Here is a 14,107-nt window from a genome sequence, read left to right as displayed (position 1 = left end):
CTCGTCTGCCCGGAGGACAGGGTAAACTCGCCTTCCTTATACGCCGCCTCGCAAAATAAATCCAGCACCGACTGGCGCAGCGTAGGCAGGTCGCAGGTGGCCACAGCAACAGGGGGGCGTGGACTAGAACTTTGGAGGGTCATGTTGTAGGTTAGGATGATCTTGAAAACCCAGAAAATCCAGGGTGCAGGGGTCGAACCTGCCTGAGGCGAATTATGAGTTCGCTGCCTAATCCGCTCGGCCAACCCTGGTTAGGCAAATCGCCCGCACGGGGCACCATGCCTTTGCTAGTCCATTGTAATGTCGGAGGGGGGATTTCAAGTCAGCACACGCTTGAATTTTCCAGTGCCGATTTTCCAGGCTGTTGATATTCTTAATTCTGAAAGCGTGCATTCTGAAAGCGTGCATTCTGAAATGCCTGTATTTTTGGAAGCGCTTGCTTTCTTAATAGAATCTCCTCTCAAGCTCGTATCTCAAAGCTAGTTAACCCCACTTGCCTCGCATCGCGTCAGTTCCGCAATTCCTTAAAGCCTCTACTACAGAATTAAAAGCCTCTATGAAACTTAATTCTACCGTCGCACTCACGTTAATCTTGCTGACGCTCATGGCCGCAGCGGGGGTGGCAAGCGGCATTTGGGGCTATGCGCTGGGGCGTGAGGCACTGCGCGGCGTGACCCAGCCCGACGTGCGGCCGACCTCGCTGGGCAGCGAAGCCGCCGGAGAACAGGGCAGCCGCGACGAGATCATCATCATTCCCGAATCTAAAATCATCGAGGATGTCAAAAATCGAATCAACAACAGTCAGCCTGCTCGCTCCAGCACAGAAGGACTGGGACGAGTCAGCGACGCTGGAGCCAAGGAGGATACTATCAACCCTGTCAATCGAGTTAGGTGGTGGCTTGGATGAGTCTTTGGTCTTGTCCCTGTTTTCCTGATAGTCGCGGATGATTCCCCTTGCTGCTTCGGTTGTTGCGCTCAGCGCTGCCCAGCCCCTCACGGCCTCTGGCGTGATGTTAAGACTTCTGGCAGTTCTGTCGCTGATTGCCATCAATGCGTTTTTTGTGGCAGCAGAATTCTCCATCGTGTCCGTGCGGCAGTCGCGCATCAGCCAGTTGGTCATGGCGGGTGACGTGCAGGCAAGAACCGTGCAGGATTTGCAGCGCAGTCTAGAGAGGCTGCTGTCTACTGCCCAGTTGGGCATTACCTTATCCAGTTTGGCGCTGGGCTGGATTGGCGAAAAAACGGTAGCCGTGCTGCTGCAAACCGGACTCAGCCGCTTGCCGCTGGGCGCGACGGGGCAACTGGCGATTTCTCACTCCGTGGGGATTCTGGCCGCCTTTTTGCTGATTGCCTATCTGCAAATTGTGCTGGGAGAACTCTGCCCCAAGGCGCTGGCGCTGCTTTATCCAGAGCAACTGGCGCGGTTTTTGGGGCCGCCCAGTCTGGCGATCGCCCGCTTTTTTAACCCCTTTATCTGGGTGTTGAACCAGTCTACCCACTGGCTGCTGCGGCTGATTGGCATCCGCGACAGCAACCAGGGCTGGTATAACCGCGTCACGCCAGAAGAATTGCAGCTTATTATCCAAACCTCCAGCGAAACCAGTGGGCTGGAAGAAGAGGAGCGGGAGCTACTCAGCAACGCGCTGGAGTTTGCCGAAGTGTCTGTGCAGGCGGTCATGGTGCCCCGCATCAGTATTACAGCCCTGCCCCAGGATGCCACCTTTCAAGACCTGCTGGATGCCGTTGCGGAAACGGGGCACTCTCGCTATCCCGTGATTGGCGACTCGCTGGATGACATCCTGGGCATCATCTATTTCAAGGAACTGGCGGCTCCGCTGGTGCAGGGGCAAATCACGCTGGAAAGTCCCATTACGCCGTGGGTGCGCCCGGCGCAGTTTGTGCCCGAAAACCTGGAACTCAGCGAGCTATTGCAACTGATGCAGCGATCGCGCCAGGCCCTGGTCATGGTCGTCGATGAGTTTGGCGGCACGGCTGGACTGGTGACGCTGAAGGATCTGGCCTCCGAGATTATCGGCTATCCCGACGAGCCAGACACCCCCGAAGAGGAGCCGATGATCCAGCAATTGGATGAGCGGACGACGCTGGTGCAGGCGCAGATGACCCTGGAAGAGGTGAATGAGGCGCTCGACCTCGACTTGCCGATTCTAGACGACTACCAAACGCTGGGCGGCTTTTTGATTCACCAATTGCAAAAAATTCCCGTGCAGGGCGACAGCCTCCGCTACGGCGATTTGCACCTGACGGTGACCTCGGCGGCCGGCCCCCGACTGCACCAGATTCGCATCGAGCGATCGCCCGTCCCAGACTCAGCCTCTTCCGCCACAGCCTTAGCCGATACCAATGCGCCATCCATAACCCCCAACCCCTAACTTGCTACACTAGCCGTCATACGGACTTGACGCACACATATGAGTGAAGCGGGTGTTCCTCAAGCATTTGCGCTGCATGGGCTGACCGAGGACGAGGCGATCGCCCGACGTGCAGCAGGACAAGGCAATAACGTCATCCTCCAATCCACCCGCTCCTACGGGCAGATTCTTCGCGAAAATCTGTTTACGTTTATCAACAGCGTCTTCTTTTTGCTCAGCCTGGTGATGTTTTTGCTGCGGCGACCAGGCGACGGATTTTTGGTAGTGGTCGTCATCTTTGGCGGCGTATTGATTAACATCTACCAGGAAATTTGGGCAAAACGAAAGCTGGATCAAATCGCCCTCCTCAGCCGACCCAAGGCGACCGTCATCCGCGCCGGACAGGAGCGCGAAATTGACCCCAGTGAAATCGTGCTGGGGGACGTGCTGTTGCTGCGGCCGGGCGACCAGGTGGTGGTGGATGGGGCGATTTTGGGCGACGGCCATGCCGAGCTAGACGAATCGCTGCTGACGGGCGAATCGGAACTTGTGCCCAAAACGGCGGGCGAACGAGTTTATTCTGGCAGCTTTTGTGTCAGCGGGACGGCCTGCTACGAGGCGCAGAAAGTCGGCAAGGACACCTTTGCTTATCAGCTCATGGCGGGGGCGCGGGCGTTTCGCAACATCCTAACCCCGCTCCAGCGTGAAATTAACGTCGTGATTCGCGTCTTTGTGCTGATCGCCTGCTTTTTGTGGATTTTGATCAGCATTAGCTTTCTTAGCCAGTCCTATTCCCTCAACGACGTGGCGCAGCGGGCGGCGGTGGTGGCAGGGCTAGTCCCCGCAGGGCTGCTGCTGGCGATTACGCTAGCCTATGGGCTGGGAGCGGTGCGGATGCTAGGGCAGCAGGTGTTGATTCAGCAGGCAAATGCGGTGGAGTCGCTGAGCCATGTGGAGGTGCTGTGTTTGGACAAAACTGGGACGCTGACGACGAATCACCTGACGCTGGAAGCGATATATCCCATTGATATTCCAGAGGAGGAGTTGCGATCGCACTTGGGCGACTTTGCCGCCAGCCTCAGCGCCACCAACCGCACCAGCGAGGCGATCGCCGCTGTCTGTCCCGGCTCCGTGCGATCGCCCATTGCCGAAGTGCCCTTTTCCTCCGCACGAAAATGGAGTGCGATCGCCTTTGACGACGGCCCGCGTCCCGGAACCTACGTGCTGGGTGCGCCCGAAATTCTCCTGAAAGCCGCGCCCCTGCCCGCCAACTGGGTCAGCCGGATACGGCGCATGACCGAGGAAGGACTGCGGGTGGTGCTGCTGGCCTGGAGTGCCGACTGGGCAGCGCTCAAGGAAACCGTTGCGATGCCCCAGATGCCGCCCGATCTCACGCCGTTGGGGCTGCTCTGCTTTAGCGACCAGTTGCGGCCAGAGGCCTACGAAACGCTCCAGGGCTTCCGGCAGGCAGGGATCGAGGTGAAAATTATCTCTGGCGACAACCCCCAGACCGTCGCGGCCTTGGCCAAGCAAGCAGGACTGAGCGACCAAATTTCGCTTATTTCCGGCACAGAATTGGCCGACCTCGATGCCGCCCAGTTTGCCCAGGCCGCCCAAGCGCACACCATTTTCGGCCGCATCACGCCCGACCAAAAAGCTGACTTGGTGCGGGCGCTGCGAAAATCGGGGCGCTATGTTGCCATGATTGGCGACGGTGTGAACGACGTGCTGGCGCTGAAGCAGGCCCACTTGGCGATCGCCATGGAAAGCGGCAGCAAAGCCACACGCGGGGTCGCCGACATCGTGCTGCTGCGGGACTCCTTTGCCGCCTTGCCCCATGCGTTTTTGGAAGGACAGCGGATTCGCAGCGGCATCCAGGACGTGATGAAGCTATTCTTGGTGCGCGTGTTTTGCGTCACGCTGCTAATCTTCGCCACGGCCATCGTCACCGATAGCTTCCCGCTGGAAAACAAGCAGAGCGCAGTCGTGACGCTGATCGGCGTGGGGCTGCCGACGATCTTTATCCCCGTCTGGGCCAAGCCTGCGCCCACGCCACGCGGCGGGTTGGTGCGCTCGATGTTGCATTTTGTAGTGCCTGCCACCCTCAGCCTGACGCTGGTTTCGCTGCTGGTGTACCTGTTTTTCCTGGTCAGCGCTGTGCTGGATCTGCCGCCGTTTCAGGAACTCCGCCAGGTGGATTATTCTTTGCCCCGCAGCGCCCTGGTGACGATTCTGATTTTGGGGCAACTGTGCCTGCTGCCGTTTCTCAAACCCCCGACCCGCGCCTGGGTCGGCGGCGAACCCTACAGCGGCGACTGGCGCTATACCCTGATGGCGATCGCCCTGCTGGGGATTTACCTGCTAATCGTCGCCCTGCCGCCGCTGCGAGAATTCTTTGAACTGTCGCCGCTGAGCCTTCCCGGCTATCTCTACATTGGGCTGGTGGCGGTGGAATGGTGCCTGCTGCTGCGCTTTATCTGGCGATCGCGCTTCTTCGACCGATTTCTCGGCGTTGATCTGAGCGATCGCCCCAGTTGATACACTAAGACGGCATATTCTTCATCCGAATATGCATTCCCAGGCATTTTTCATTAGATGCTCGTTTGCAATCTCAGGAGACCCCATGACCCGCGCCATTATGGAAACCGAGAAGGGCACGATTATCCTGGAACTGTTTGACCAGGACGCGCCCAACACCGTGAAAAACTTTGTGGATTTGTCGAACAAAGGCTTTTATGACGGGCTGAACTTTCATCGCGTCATTCCCGACTTTGTGATTCAGGGTGGCTGCCCCAACGGCGATGGCCGCGGCGGCCCGGGCTACACCATCAAGTGCGAAACTGCTGGCAACCCCCACAAGCACCAGGCCGGCTCCCTGTCGATGGCCCATGCTGGAAAAGACACAGGCGGCAGCCAGTTCTTTATCTGCCATTCGCCCCAGCCCCACTTGGACGGCAAGCATACGGTGTTTGGCAAGACGGAAGATATGGACGTGGTGAACGCGATTCGCCCTGGCGACAAGATTTTGTCGGTCAAGATCGAGCCGTAGTCTCAGCCTAAGCTAACCCTCAGCCTCATTGACCCCTTGCCCAATGCGTGAGGGTTTTTCCAAAAACCAAGCGGATGCCCAGAGCCGCGTCTCCTGGCATCCGCTTTTTGTGTAATGAATCGTAGGACAATAAACGGAGAAGCAATACGGAGCAGCAATATAAGCAGACTTTCTTCGATGCATTAAGCGATCCATATCGAAGAAAATCTATCCAGTTTCGATTTGCTTTAGGTTTTAAGCTAATCTAGAAAACATCTGATATAGACTTTTTTCAATATCTATCTAGATCGTCATAGACTTAGGTCTTCGCGCTCAAGCTTCCAACCGCGACCCTCTTCGCTCGGATTTTGCTCTGACACTGATGTCCTGTCCTGCATCACAGAGCCAATTTGGAGCATGTTAAGAAGGTTGAGGCTTTGAGCTACTTAGCTTTCAGACTTGATCCCTCACCCAACCCCCGGAATATGGCTGAACTCCTTATTCAAAGTGCGTGGCTCATTCCCTGCTACCCGCTGATGGGCATGGTACTGTCCATCCTTTGGTTTCCCTCAATCACTCGCCTGACGGGGCCGCGTCCAGCAGGATACGTGAACCTGATCATGACGGCGATCGCCTTTCTGCACGCGCTGCTGATTTTCCCGGCCGTCTGGCAACAGCCCGCCGTCGAATTTCGCCTGCACTGGCTGACGGTCGCTGGGCTGGATTTAACCCTACCTCTAGAAGTGTCCGCCCTGACCATCGGCGCAATCTTGCTGATCACTGGCATCAACTTCCTGTCCCAACTCTACGCCGTTGGCTACCTGGAAATGGACTGGGGCTGGGCACGGTTCTTTGCGCTGCTGGCGTTGTTTGAAGGTGGCATGTGCGGCTTGGTGCTGTGCAACTCGCTGTTCTTCAGCTACATGATTCTGGAAATCCTGACGCTGGGAACCTACCTGCTGATTGGCTTCTGGTTTAACCAATCGCTGGTGGTGACGGGGGCACGAGATGCCTTTTTGACCAAGCGGATAGGCGACCTGTTCTTGCTAATGGGCGTGCTGGCGATTTATCCGCTGGCGGGCACTTGGGACTTTGACGGACTGGCAGCTTGGGCCCAGACGGCTGAAGTGAATCCGAAGCTGATGACGCTGGTTGGGCTGGCGCTGGTGGCGGGGCCGATGGGCAAGTGCGCCCAGTTTCCCCTGCATTTGTGGCTGGACGAGGCGATGGAAGGCCCCTTTCCCAGCACCATTCTGCGGAACTCAGTCGTTGTGGCGACGGGGGCCTGGGTGCTGATCAAGCTGCAACCCGTGCTGGCGCTGTCGCCCACTGTCACCACTGCTGTTATTGCTATTGGAGCCGTCACTGCGCTGGGCGCATCCCTCATTTCCATTGCCCAGATCGATATCAAGCGATCGCTCTCCTATCTGGCTAGCGCCTACATGGGTATCGTGTTTATGGCGGTGGGTGCTGGCCAAACGCAGGCGGCTCTATTGCTGTTGCTGACCTATGCGATCGCCGTTTCGGCCATGATTATGAGCTGCGGCTCCATCGTGCTGAACAGCATCACGCAGGACTTGACGCAGCTTGGCGGGCTATGGAGCCGTCGCCCGGTGTCGGGGTTGTCCTATGCAATTGGGGCGCTGGGTCTGGTCGCGGTTCCCCCCTTGGGCGGGTTTTGGGCGCTGCTGAAATTGGTGGATGGGCTGCGTGAAGGCTCTCCTACCGTGGCAATCATTCTGCTGGTGGTGAATGATTTGGTGGCCTTCAGCGTGGTGCGGGTGTTTTGCCTGATTTTTGGCAACCAGGCAAAGCAGATGTCCCAGCGATCGCCCGAAAATCTCTGGCCCGTGACCCTGCCGATGGTTGTGGTGGCGGCCCTCACGCTGCACCTGCCGCTGGTGCTTCAAAGCCTGAACCTGCTGCCAAATTGGGCGCAGCTAGATAAAACCGCTGCCCTGCTGCTCACTTGGTCGAGTTTGGCTGGCATGGCGATCGCCGCTGTGGTCTACCTAGGCCCCGTCGAAAAGCCCGTGCGCCTGCCCTGGAAGCCGCTGCAAGACCTGCTGGCCTACGACTTCTATACCCCCAAGATTTACCGCTCTAGCGTTGTGGGCAGTGTGGATATCGTGTCGCGGCTGGTGGACTGGGGCGATCGCTACATTGTCGATGGACTGGTGAATCTAGTCGGAATTGTCTCAATCTTTGGCGGCGAAACCCTGAAGTATGGCAACACAGGCAAAACCCAGTTCTACGCGCTCACGATTGCCGTTGGTTTGACGGTGCTGATTGTCCTTAGCGCCTGGTCGATTTTGTCCAACCTGAAGCTCGTTGTGTTTGGCTAATTCCTCACTCTGACCCCCATTCCTGATTCTTCCCAAACCTATGCTCAGCATCTTGATTTGGCTACCGATTGTTGCTGCCCTTGTGCTAGCGCTATTGCCATCGTCGATTTCAGGCCCAAAAGTGCGAGCGATCGCCCTCTGGGGTTCCGCTGGCATCTTGGCGTACACCCTGTTTCTTGCCAGCCAGTTTGATCTCAGCAATCCGGGGCTGCAAATGCAGGAATACTTGCCCTGGATCGAACCGCTGGGGCTGGACTATCGCCTCGGCGTAGATGGTTTATCGCTGGTGCTGCTGGTGCTGAATAGCCTGCTCACCTGGATCGCCATCTTCAGCAGTTCCGAAACGACCGAGCGGCCGCGCCTGTTTTATGGGCTGGTGCTGCTGGTCAGCGGCGGCGTGGCAGGCGCATTCGTCGCGCAAAATTTGATGCTGTTCTTCCTGCTGTATGAGCTAGAACTGGTGCCTTTTTACCTGCTGATTTCCATCTGGGGTGGCGAAAAGCGAGGCTACGCAGCGGTCAAGTTTCTGATTTACACTGCGCTGTCGGGGGCGCTGATTTTGGCGGGCTTCCTGGGGCTGGTCTGGTTCACAGGTAGCAAGTCCTTTGACTACAGCGCCTTGATGGGGCAGACGCTGCCACTGGGGCTGCAAGTGGCGCTGCTGGTGACGCTGCTGATCGGCTTTGGCATTAAGGTGCCGCTGGTGCCGTTCCACACCTGGCTCCCGGATACCTACGTGTCGGCTTCGGCTCCGGTTGCCATCTTGCTGGGCGGTGTGCTGGCAAAGCTGGGAGCCTACGGCATTTTCCGCTTTTGTCTGTCGCTGTTTCCCGATGCCTGGGCACTGTTGGCTCCTTGGCTGGCTACTTGGGGGTCGATTAGCATCCTCTATGGCGCAACGGCGGCGATCGCCCAGAAGGACATCAAGCGCATGGTCGCCTACAGTTCCGTGGGTCACATGGGTTATCTGCTGCTGGCAGGCGCAGCACTTACCAGCCTCAGCATGGTCGGCGCGATCGTCCAAATGTTTGCCCACGGCGTGATTCTGGCGCTGCTGTTTCACCTAGTCGGCGTGATCGAAACCAAAGTTGGCACTCGTGAACTGGATGTTCTGAACGGTCTGCTGAACCCGATTCGCGGACTGCCGTCGGTCAGCGCTCTGCTGATTTTGGGCGGCATGGCCAGCGCGGGCATTCCCGGACTAGTGGGCTTTATTGCCGAGTTTCTAATCTTCCAGGGCAGCTACGCCGTGTTCCCAGTGCAAACCCTGATGGGCGTGGTCGGCACAGGCTTAACTGCGGTGTACTTCGTCATTCTGATGAACCGCACCTGCTTCGGCAAGCTGGACAATGCGATCGCCCGCTTTCCCCAGGTGAAATGGGCAGAGCGCGTTCCAGCCCTGGTGCTTGCCTGGATTATCTTCCTGCTGGGCATCCAGCCAAACTGGCTCGTCCGCTGGATCGAACCCACCAGCAACGCGCTGATCGCCGCCGTCACCACGCCCGCAGAAACCCGTCTGGCGATTGCCTCTACGGCGAAAACCCCTAATCTTCTGTTGATGTCCAGCCCTATCAGCAAATAGCCAGGTTTCAGGCTTTTTTCGCATTCCCCAACACCCTGTCACTCCGTCCCCCCATCCCTCTTTCATCTCGCCATGACCACTACCCTCCAAACCCCTCCCACCCTCATCCCACCCTCTCGGCATCCCCACGCCGACATCATCCATCGGCTAGAGGCCGGCGGCTCCATGCTGCCCGACACGCCCGAAAACCTGATGCAGATCATCGGCATCTACAAAGCCTACGCCGTGCCGATGGATTTTTACTGGCGCGACCTGCTCTATATTGCCGAGCAGGTGTTTCTCGACCCGTTTCCCTTTTTCAAATACTTCATTTCCCAGGAATACCTCGATCGCCCCAACCACTACGCCGGAGACACGGCCGACCTGCGGATTTGGCGTGGTCGAGCGTCTGCCCACCCGGAACTGCTGGAATTTATGGAAAAGGGTGAACTCAAGAAAAAGCTGCCCAAGCTCTTGCACCACCTCTGGCACGACCGGGTGAATATGGAATTCGCCGAAGAATGTATGCGGGCGATGCTGTGGCATCGGCACATGTACGCTCCGGTGAACCAGTTTGATGCCTATCTAGACTCCGACGAATATAAGCAAAATGCCGATCGCGCCATCCGCGCCTATTTCAAGAAAAATCCGGTGATGCTGGGGCTATACAAACTCTTCCCCGACATGTTCCTGGAAAAGGTGCGGGAACTGTCTTACTACGCCAATCTGGGGCTGTTTTGGGAAGTGATGGCTCCGGTGTTTTTCGAGATGTCGGACATCTACGATGAGGGTGGGTTCAAGGGCGTGCCCGACGCGATGAACTTTTTGGTGAACGGCATTTTTGCGATCGCCGGCCGTCCCATCTACCATCACGCTTACATCGACGGCGAATGCTACGAAATTATTCCCAAGTCCAAGGGCTTTACCTGGCTCTACGAAGCGGCGCTACCCTACGTAGAAGCCGTGTTCTACCGTACTTCTCCCTTCCGGGGCACCAAGTCCTACAACGCTCAGGCCAACCAAGTGCCCGCAGACCAGAAAGACTTTCACTACGGCATTCTCTATGCCGACGTGTTTCCTGTAGGCACTGCGGGCATTCCGCCGACGCTGCTGATGCAGGACATGCTGCACTTCCTGCCGCCTTATTTGGTGGAATATTATCATCAACACTGCCGGGGAGAAGACGACATGCTAGTGCAGTTGGGAATTACGTTCCAGCGGTCGATGTACAACGTCACATCGGCGGTGATTCAGGCATTGCGGACGGCGCTGCTGTATCCGCTGGATGATCCCAATCCTAAGCACCGCATGGCCAATCGCAAGTTCTTTGAAGCGCAGATGGATCGGTTCCTGCGCCCAGAGGCCCGCCTGCGCGATATCCAGAGTCCAGACTATCGCTAGGTTCTCCTTAAGTTCTCTTGGCCTGAAGTCTTTTCGGACAGGTTCAGTTCCCCCCTGAACCAGCTACTGTATACATCCAAGTTTTCTATGCTTGAGCGGCGCTGCTTTGATCCCCCCTAGCCCCCCTTGAGCAAGGGGGGAACCGATCCCCCTAGCCCCCCTAGCCCCCCTTGCTAAGGGGGATTTATGGGGATCTTTCAGCGCCTAACGCAAACAAGCGAGAAGTGTATACACCGTAGCCTTAACAAGAAGGGCTGAGGGTGGATCAGGCCCGGAGGCTTCAAGTAGGCTTCAAACATATGAGTCCTAATTGACTCTTAAATCAATTCACTGATTTGTTCACTGACCAATCTATCTAACATTCCTTAAGCTATGCCTACGATTGTCGATATTGCTGTGCAAACGGAAGGCTTTTCTACGCTCGTCGCAGCAGTGCAAGCGGCGGGTCTGGTAGAGGTGTTGCAGAGCGGCGGCCCGTTCACGGTGTTCGCGCCAACGGACGATGCCTTTGCCAAATTGCCACCCGGCACTATTCAAACCCTTGTGCAAAATCCGCCGCAGCTTGGGCGCATTTTGAAGTACCATGTCGTGTCTGGTAAGTACACTCAGGCGGATCTCAAGGGACTGAAAAGCCTGACTTCTGTCGAAGGCTCAGTGATTCCGCTTGATCTGTCCGATGCCTTTGAGGTGAAAAATGCGACGGTGGTGATGCCCGACGTGGAAGCGGACAATGGCGTGATTCACGTAATTGATAACGTGATCTTGATGGGCTGAATCTGGGTGGGTTGATCCTTCTCGATTTCTCAGGACTTACGCAGTCAGATCTCCCTAAATCCTCCTTGTTCAAGCCCTAACCTGCTTGACGCAGTATTTCTTAGCCTTAACCCTTTTCTGGGTTAGGCAGTGCCTGAAACGTAATGATTCTTGGCATAAGGATGGGCAGCGCACCGGCCGCCCATCCTTATATTTTTTGGGCTACCCGAACGTGCTAGCGAGACACGCCGATGGTATCGGTGATGGACTGGCTGAGCGATCGCCACTCTTCGTACTCCAGCTTGTCCGATTCGTACAGTTCGCGCAGCACGCCGGAAAACTGCTGGCAGGCGAGATAAAGATCAACCAGCGCCTTGCCTGCGTTTAGCGCCAGAAAGTCGCGCGAGTAGACTACGTCGTCATCGATCCGCTGCCGAGAGGGGGAATAGCAAACGCTGGTATAACCGATTCCTTGAGGCACAACCTCAATCATCCAACCGCGATAAAAGTCTGTTAAGCAAGCACTATTCATACAGGTGACTGGTTTTTCTATATTCGTTGGGAATTCGCTGAGATTGTTCGAGTCCGCGTACGATACGAGGCACCGAGTTTGATTCAGTAGCACCAAGACCTGAAGCAAAAGGAAGAAGGCGAGTGCTGGAATGATCTGGCAGCTTGCGCCAACCTGGCTAGTCAAGCCTTAATGCCTTACAACGCTCATCAGCGACCCGTACTGTCGAGCGTGCTGAGCGATATCAAGCTGCGCTGAGAGAATTTCTCCGTAGGATCGAGGGCGATCGCCCTAGACGGCTACATGAGACAAACTAAAACCAAGAATTTCCTGAACGCTCTGGAAAACCAGCAGAACCGAGCAATCCAAATTAAAGGAACTATCCGAGAATATACTGAATTTTCCTAGTCTGAGAATAGCGCGAACCAGCGTAATTACTTACGTTAAGTCAGCAAGAATTCATTAAGGATTTGTTGAAGCTCGATTCAGACAAATCTAGTTACGACTCGAAACGATTGTTCATGACTGGATTGAGCCAGATCCGATAGGCTGGAGGTAAGAGTTAAGAATGTCTTATATCCATGATTACTTCTACTAAAGTTAATCTGCTGCCGGGTCGCTCTGTCTGGCAGTCGGCGGTTTTACTAGCGGTAGGGTTTTGGCTCAGCGGCAGCCTTCTGCTGGATCTGGTCGTGATGCCTGCCATGTACGCCAGCGGCATGATGACGCAGCCCGGTTTTGCCAGCGCAGGATACAGCATGTTCTGGATTTTCAACCGTCTGGGGCTGCTGTGTGTGGCGATCGCCTTCGTGGGGCTGCTCTCGCTTTTGCGGCAGCACAAAGTCGCGGGCTGGGCGATCGCCGCAGTCTGGCTTCTGCTGGGAGTGACCTTTGCATTGACCTACGTGATGACTCCCGTGATGAGCGGTCTAGCGATGCCGCTGAACTGGCTGACGAGCGAAGCCAGCATCCCTGGCAGCATGGCGCAAATGCACGGAATTTACTGGGCTTTGGAACTGGTTAAGCTAGGGCTGAGTGCAGCGCTGCTGGTCGCGGTGGGTCGGCGGTTTTCGGGCGATCGGCTAGAAGCGGAACACTAGGTAGGTTCGCTACCGTCTAGCGGCTCATCTAGCAACCCATCCAGCGGCTCGTCTGGCAACTCATCCGCCGCACCCGGCAGCAGCAAACGGATAGCCATGACCACAAACCCGATCGCGGCAATCGCCTTGATCCAGCGGGTCGGCACGACCTGAGCCACGCCGCCGCCCAGCATCACGCCCAAAAAACTGGCCAGCACCAGCGCTACTGCTGTCCCCAAAAACACAGCCCGAACGGACTTGCCGCTGCTGCCGAGGGCGATCGCCGCAAGCTGGCTTTTGTCGCCCAACTCCGACACAAACACCGTGACAAACGCCAGTCCCAGCAAATTCCAGTCCATTTTTGCTCTATCCCTGAATTACATCCCACACCAGCATTCCCGCCACAACCAGCAGCAACACGGCCGCTGCTTTGTCGAGCAGTCGGGGCGAAATGCGGGTTGAGAGCCACTTGCCCAGCAGCACCCCACAAAGACTCGTGGCGATCAGCGCTGAACCCGCTCCCAGAAACACCACCCACGGCGCTTTGGATTGGGCACTCATAAGCAGCACCGTCATCTGGGTTTTGTCGCCAATTTCTGCCAGGAAAATCGTGATGAACGTCGAGAAGAAAATGCCGAATTCGTCTCGCAGACTGAGCGGCTGAGCAGTCGGCGCAGGCTGGGTTGAGTCGGCAGATCCGTCAGCCACCGCAGCAGGCGGCTGAATCGAAGGGGGGACTGGGCGCTCAGCGGTCAAAACGGGTGAAGATAGAATCGAGTCGGGGGAAACCAGGCTCACAGGCAGTCACCAATGCTTTTCATATTCTTTTCATTTTATGGCAATCCGTCTGCTCCGTCACCCGCGCTTCTCAAAGTCTGGAAAAACCCCGTTAAAAACATTCGTGAGTTCCCCGTAATTTCCCCGTGATTTCTTCCCATTCTCAGGCGCTTTCCTTCAACGATCGATGGCTGCATTGGCTGCAAACCGAGCGGGCGATCGCCGTCATTCGTGCGCCCAACCTGGCGACCGGCGAGGCCCTGGCGCGGGCAGTGGCGGCGGG

12 protein-coding genes, 1 tRNA gene and 1 pseudogene are annotated in these 14,107 nt (G+C 56.6%); 9 read left to right on the top strand and 5 right to left on the bottom strand.

Features of this window, described 5'->3' with window-relative positions:
• Positions 1-143: pseudogene (locus IGS51_RS22400) on the bottom strand (orotate phosphoribosyltransferase); the annotation flags it as partial.
• Positions 144-178: 35 nt separating this feature from the next.
• Positions 179-251: transfer RNA gene (locus tag IGS51_RS16150), tRNA-Ile, on the bottom strand.
• 305 nt (positions 252-556) lie between these two features.
• Here IGS51_RS16150 and IGS51_RS16145 point away from each other — a divergent pair.
• The 8 genes from IGS51_RS16145 to IGS51_RS16110 all read left to right on the top strand — a co-directional run bounded on the left by IGS51_RS16145 (position 557) and on the right by IGS51_RS16110 (position 11,478).
• The gene (locus tag IGS51_RS16145; RefSeq protein ID WP_297079784.1) at positions 557-907 is read left to right on the top strand and encodes a hypothetical protein; all 351 of its coding nucleotides are present in this window, start codon (positions 557-559) and stop codon (positions 905-907) included.
• 37 nt (positions 908-944) lie between these two features.
• A complete protein-coding gene (locus IGS51_RS16140; RefSeq protein WP_297079782.1) occupies positions 945-2,390 on the top strand; it encodes a hemolysin family protein in 1,446 nt (481 codons plus the stop codon).
• A gap of 39 nt (positions 2,391-2,429) precedes the next feature.
• Positions 2,430-4,907, top strand: coding sequence for an HAD-IC family P-type ATPase (locus IGS51_RS16135; protein WP_297079779.1), 2,478 nt, complete (start codon positions 2,430-2,432; stop codon positions 4,905-4,907).
• An 85-nt stretch (positions 4,908-4,992) separates the two neighbouring features.
• Positions 4,993-5,418 (top strand): peptidylprolyl isomerase, encoded by a 426-nt coding sequence (locus IGS51_RS16130; RefSeq protein WP_297079777.1) that lies wholly within the window; start codon positions 4,993-4,995, stop codon positions 5,416-5,418.
• Between the two features lie 464 nt (positions 5,419-5,882).
• Positions 5,883-7,742, top strand: a complete 1,860-nt coding sequence (locus IGS51_RS16125; protein WP_297079776.1) for an NAD(P)H-quinone oxidoreductase subunit F — start codon at positions 5,883-5,885, stop codon at positions 7,740-7,742.
• Between the two features lie 40 nt (positions 7,743-7,782).
• Positions 7,783-9,324 carry an NADH-quinone oxidoreductase subunit M gene (locus IGS51_RS16120; RefSeq protein WP_297079773.1) on the top strand — a complete coding sequence of 514 codons (1,542 nt, stop codon included), beginning with the start codon at positions 7,783-7,785 and terminating at the stop codon, positions 9,322-9,324.
• Positions 9,325-9,396: 72 nt separating this feature from the next.
• On the top strand, positions 9,397-10,704 hold the full coding sequence (locus IGS51_RS16115; protein WP_297079771.1) for a CO2 hydration protein: 1,308 nt from the start codon (positions 9,397-9,399) through the stop codon (positions 10,702-10,704).
• A 372-nt stretch (positions 10,705-11,076) separates the two neighbouring features.
• Positions 11,077-11,478 (top strand): fasciclin domain-containing protein, encoded by a 402-nt coding sequence (locus IGS51_RS16110; protein ID WP_068515115.1) that lies wholly within the window; start codon positions 11,077-11,079, stop codon positions 11,476-11,478.
• Positions 11,479-11,692: 214 nt separating this feature from the next.
• Here the strand turns inward: IGS51_RS16110 and IGS51_RS16105 are convergent, their stop codons facing one another.
• A complete protein-coding gene (locus IGS51_RS16105) occupies positions 11,693-11,938 on the bottom strand; it encodes a hypothetical protein (protein WP_297079769.1) in 246 nt (81 codons plus the stop codon).
• A 611-nt stretch (positions 11,939-12,549) separates the two neighbouring features.
• Here IGS51_RS16105 and IGS51_RS16100 point away from each other — a divergent pair.
• Positions 12,550-13,068 (top strand): hypothetical protein, encoded by a 519-nt coding sequence (locus tag IGS51_RS16100; protein ID WP_297079767.1) that lies wholly within the window; start codon positions 12,550-12,552, stop codon positions 13,066-13,068.
• Here the strand turns inward: IGS51_RS16100 and IGS51_RS16095 are convergent.
• Both IGS51_RS16095 and IGS51_RS16090 read right to left on the bottom strand, forming a co-directional pair.
• Positions 13,065-13,406 carry a TMEM165/GDT1 family protein gene (locus IGS51_RS16095; RefSeq protein WP_297079765.1) on the bottom strand — a complete coding sequence of 114 codons (342 nt, stop codon included), beginning with the start codon at positions 13,404-13,406 and terminating at the stop codon, positions 13,065-13,067. The genes IGS51_RS16100 and IGS51_RS16095 overlap by 4 nt on opposite strands.
• 7 nt (positions 13,407-13,413) lie before the next feature.
• A complete protein-coding gene (locus tag IGS51_RS16090) occupies positions 13,414-13,845 on the bottom strand; it encodes a TMEM165/GDT1 family protein (protein WP_297079762.1) in 432 nt (143 codons plus the stop codon).
• Positions 13,846-14,107: the final 262 nt, after the last annotated feature.

This window comes from Thermoleptolyngbya sp. M55_K2018_002 (assembly GCF_015295965.1).
Lineage (GTDB): Bacteria > Cyanobacteriota > Cyanobacteriia > Elainellales > Elainellaceae > Thermoleptolyngbya > Thermoleptolyngbya sichuanensis.
This window is presented reverse-complemented; position numbering and strand designations above follow the sequence as displayed.

Coding starts and splice junctions, on each gene's coding strand:
- IGS51_RS16145 (WP_297079784.1), top strand. CDS start 557: ATGAAACTTAATTCTACCGTCGCACTCACGTTAATCTTGCTGACGCTC.
- IGS51_RS16140 (WP_297079782.1), top strand. CDS start 945: ATGATTCCCCTTGCTGCTTCGGTTGTTGCGCTCAGCGCTGCCCAGCCC.
- IGS51_RS16135 (WP_297079779.1), top strand. CDS start 2,430: ATGAGTGAAGCGGGTGTTCCTCAAGCATTTGCGCTGCATGGGCTGACC.
- IGS51_RS16130 (WP_297079777.1), top strand. CDS start 4,993: ATGACCCGCGCCATTATGGAAACCGAGAAGGGCACGATTATCCTGGAA.
- IGS51_RS16125 (WP_297079776.1), top strand. CDS start 5,883: ATGGCTGAACTCCTTATTCAAAGTGCGTGGCTCATTCCCTGCTACCCG.
- IGS51_RS16120 (WP_297079773.1), top strand. CDS start 7,783: ATGCTCAGCATCTTGATTTGGCTACCGATTGTTGCTGCCCTTGTGCTA.
- IGS51_RS16115 (WP_297079771.1), top strand. CDS start 9,397: ATGACCACTACCCTCCAAACCCCTCCCACCCTCATCCCACCCTCTCGG.
- IGS51_RS16110 (WP_068515115.1), top strand. CDS start 11,077: ATGCCTACGATTGTCGATATTGCTGTGCAAACGGAAGGCTTTTCTACG.
- IGS51_RS16100 (WP_297079767.1), top strand. CDS start 12,550: ATGATTACTTCTACTAAAGTTAATCTGCTGCCGGGTCGCTCTGTCTGG.
- IGS51_RS16095 (WP_297079765.1), bottom strand. CDS start 13,406: ATGGACTGGAATTTGCTGGGACTGGCGTTTGTCACGGTGTTTGTGTCG.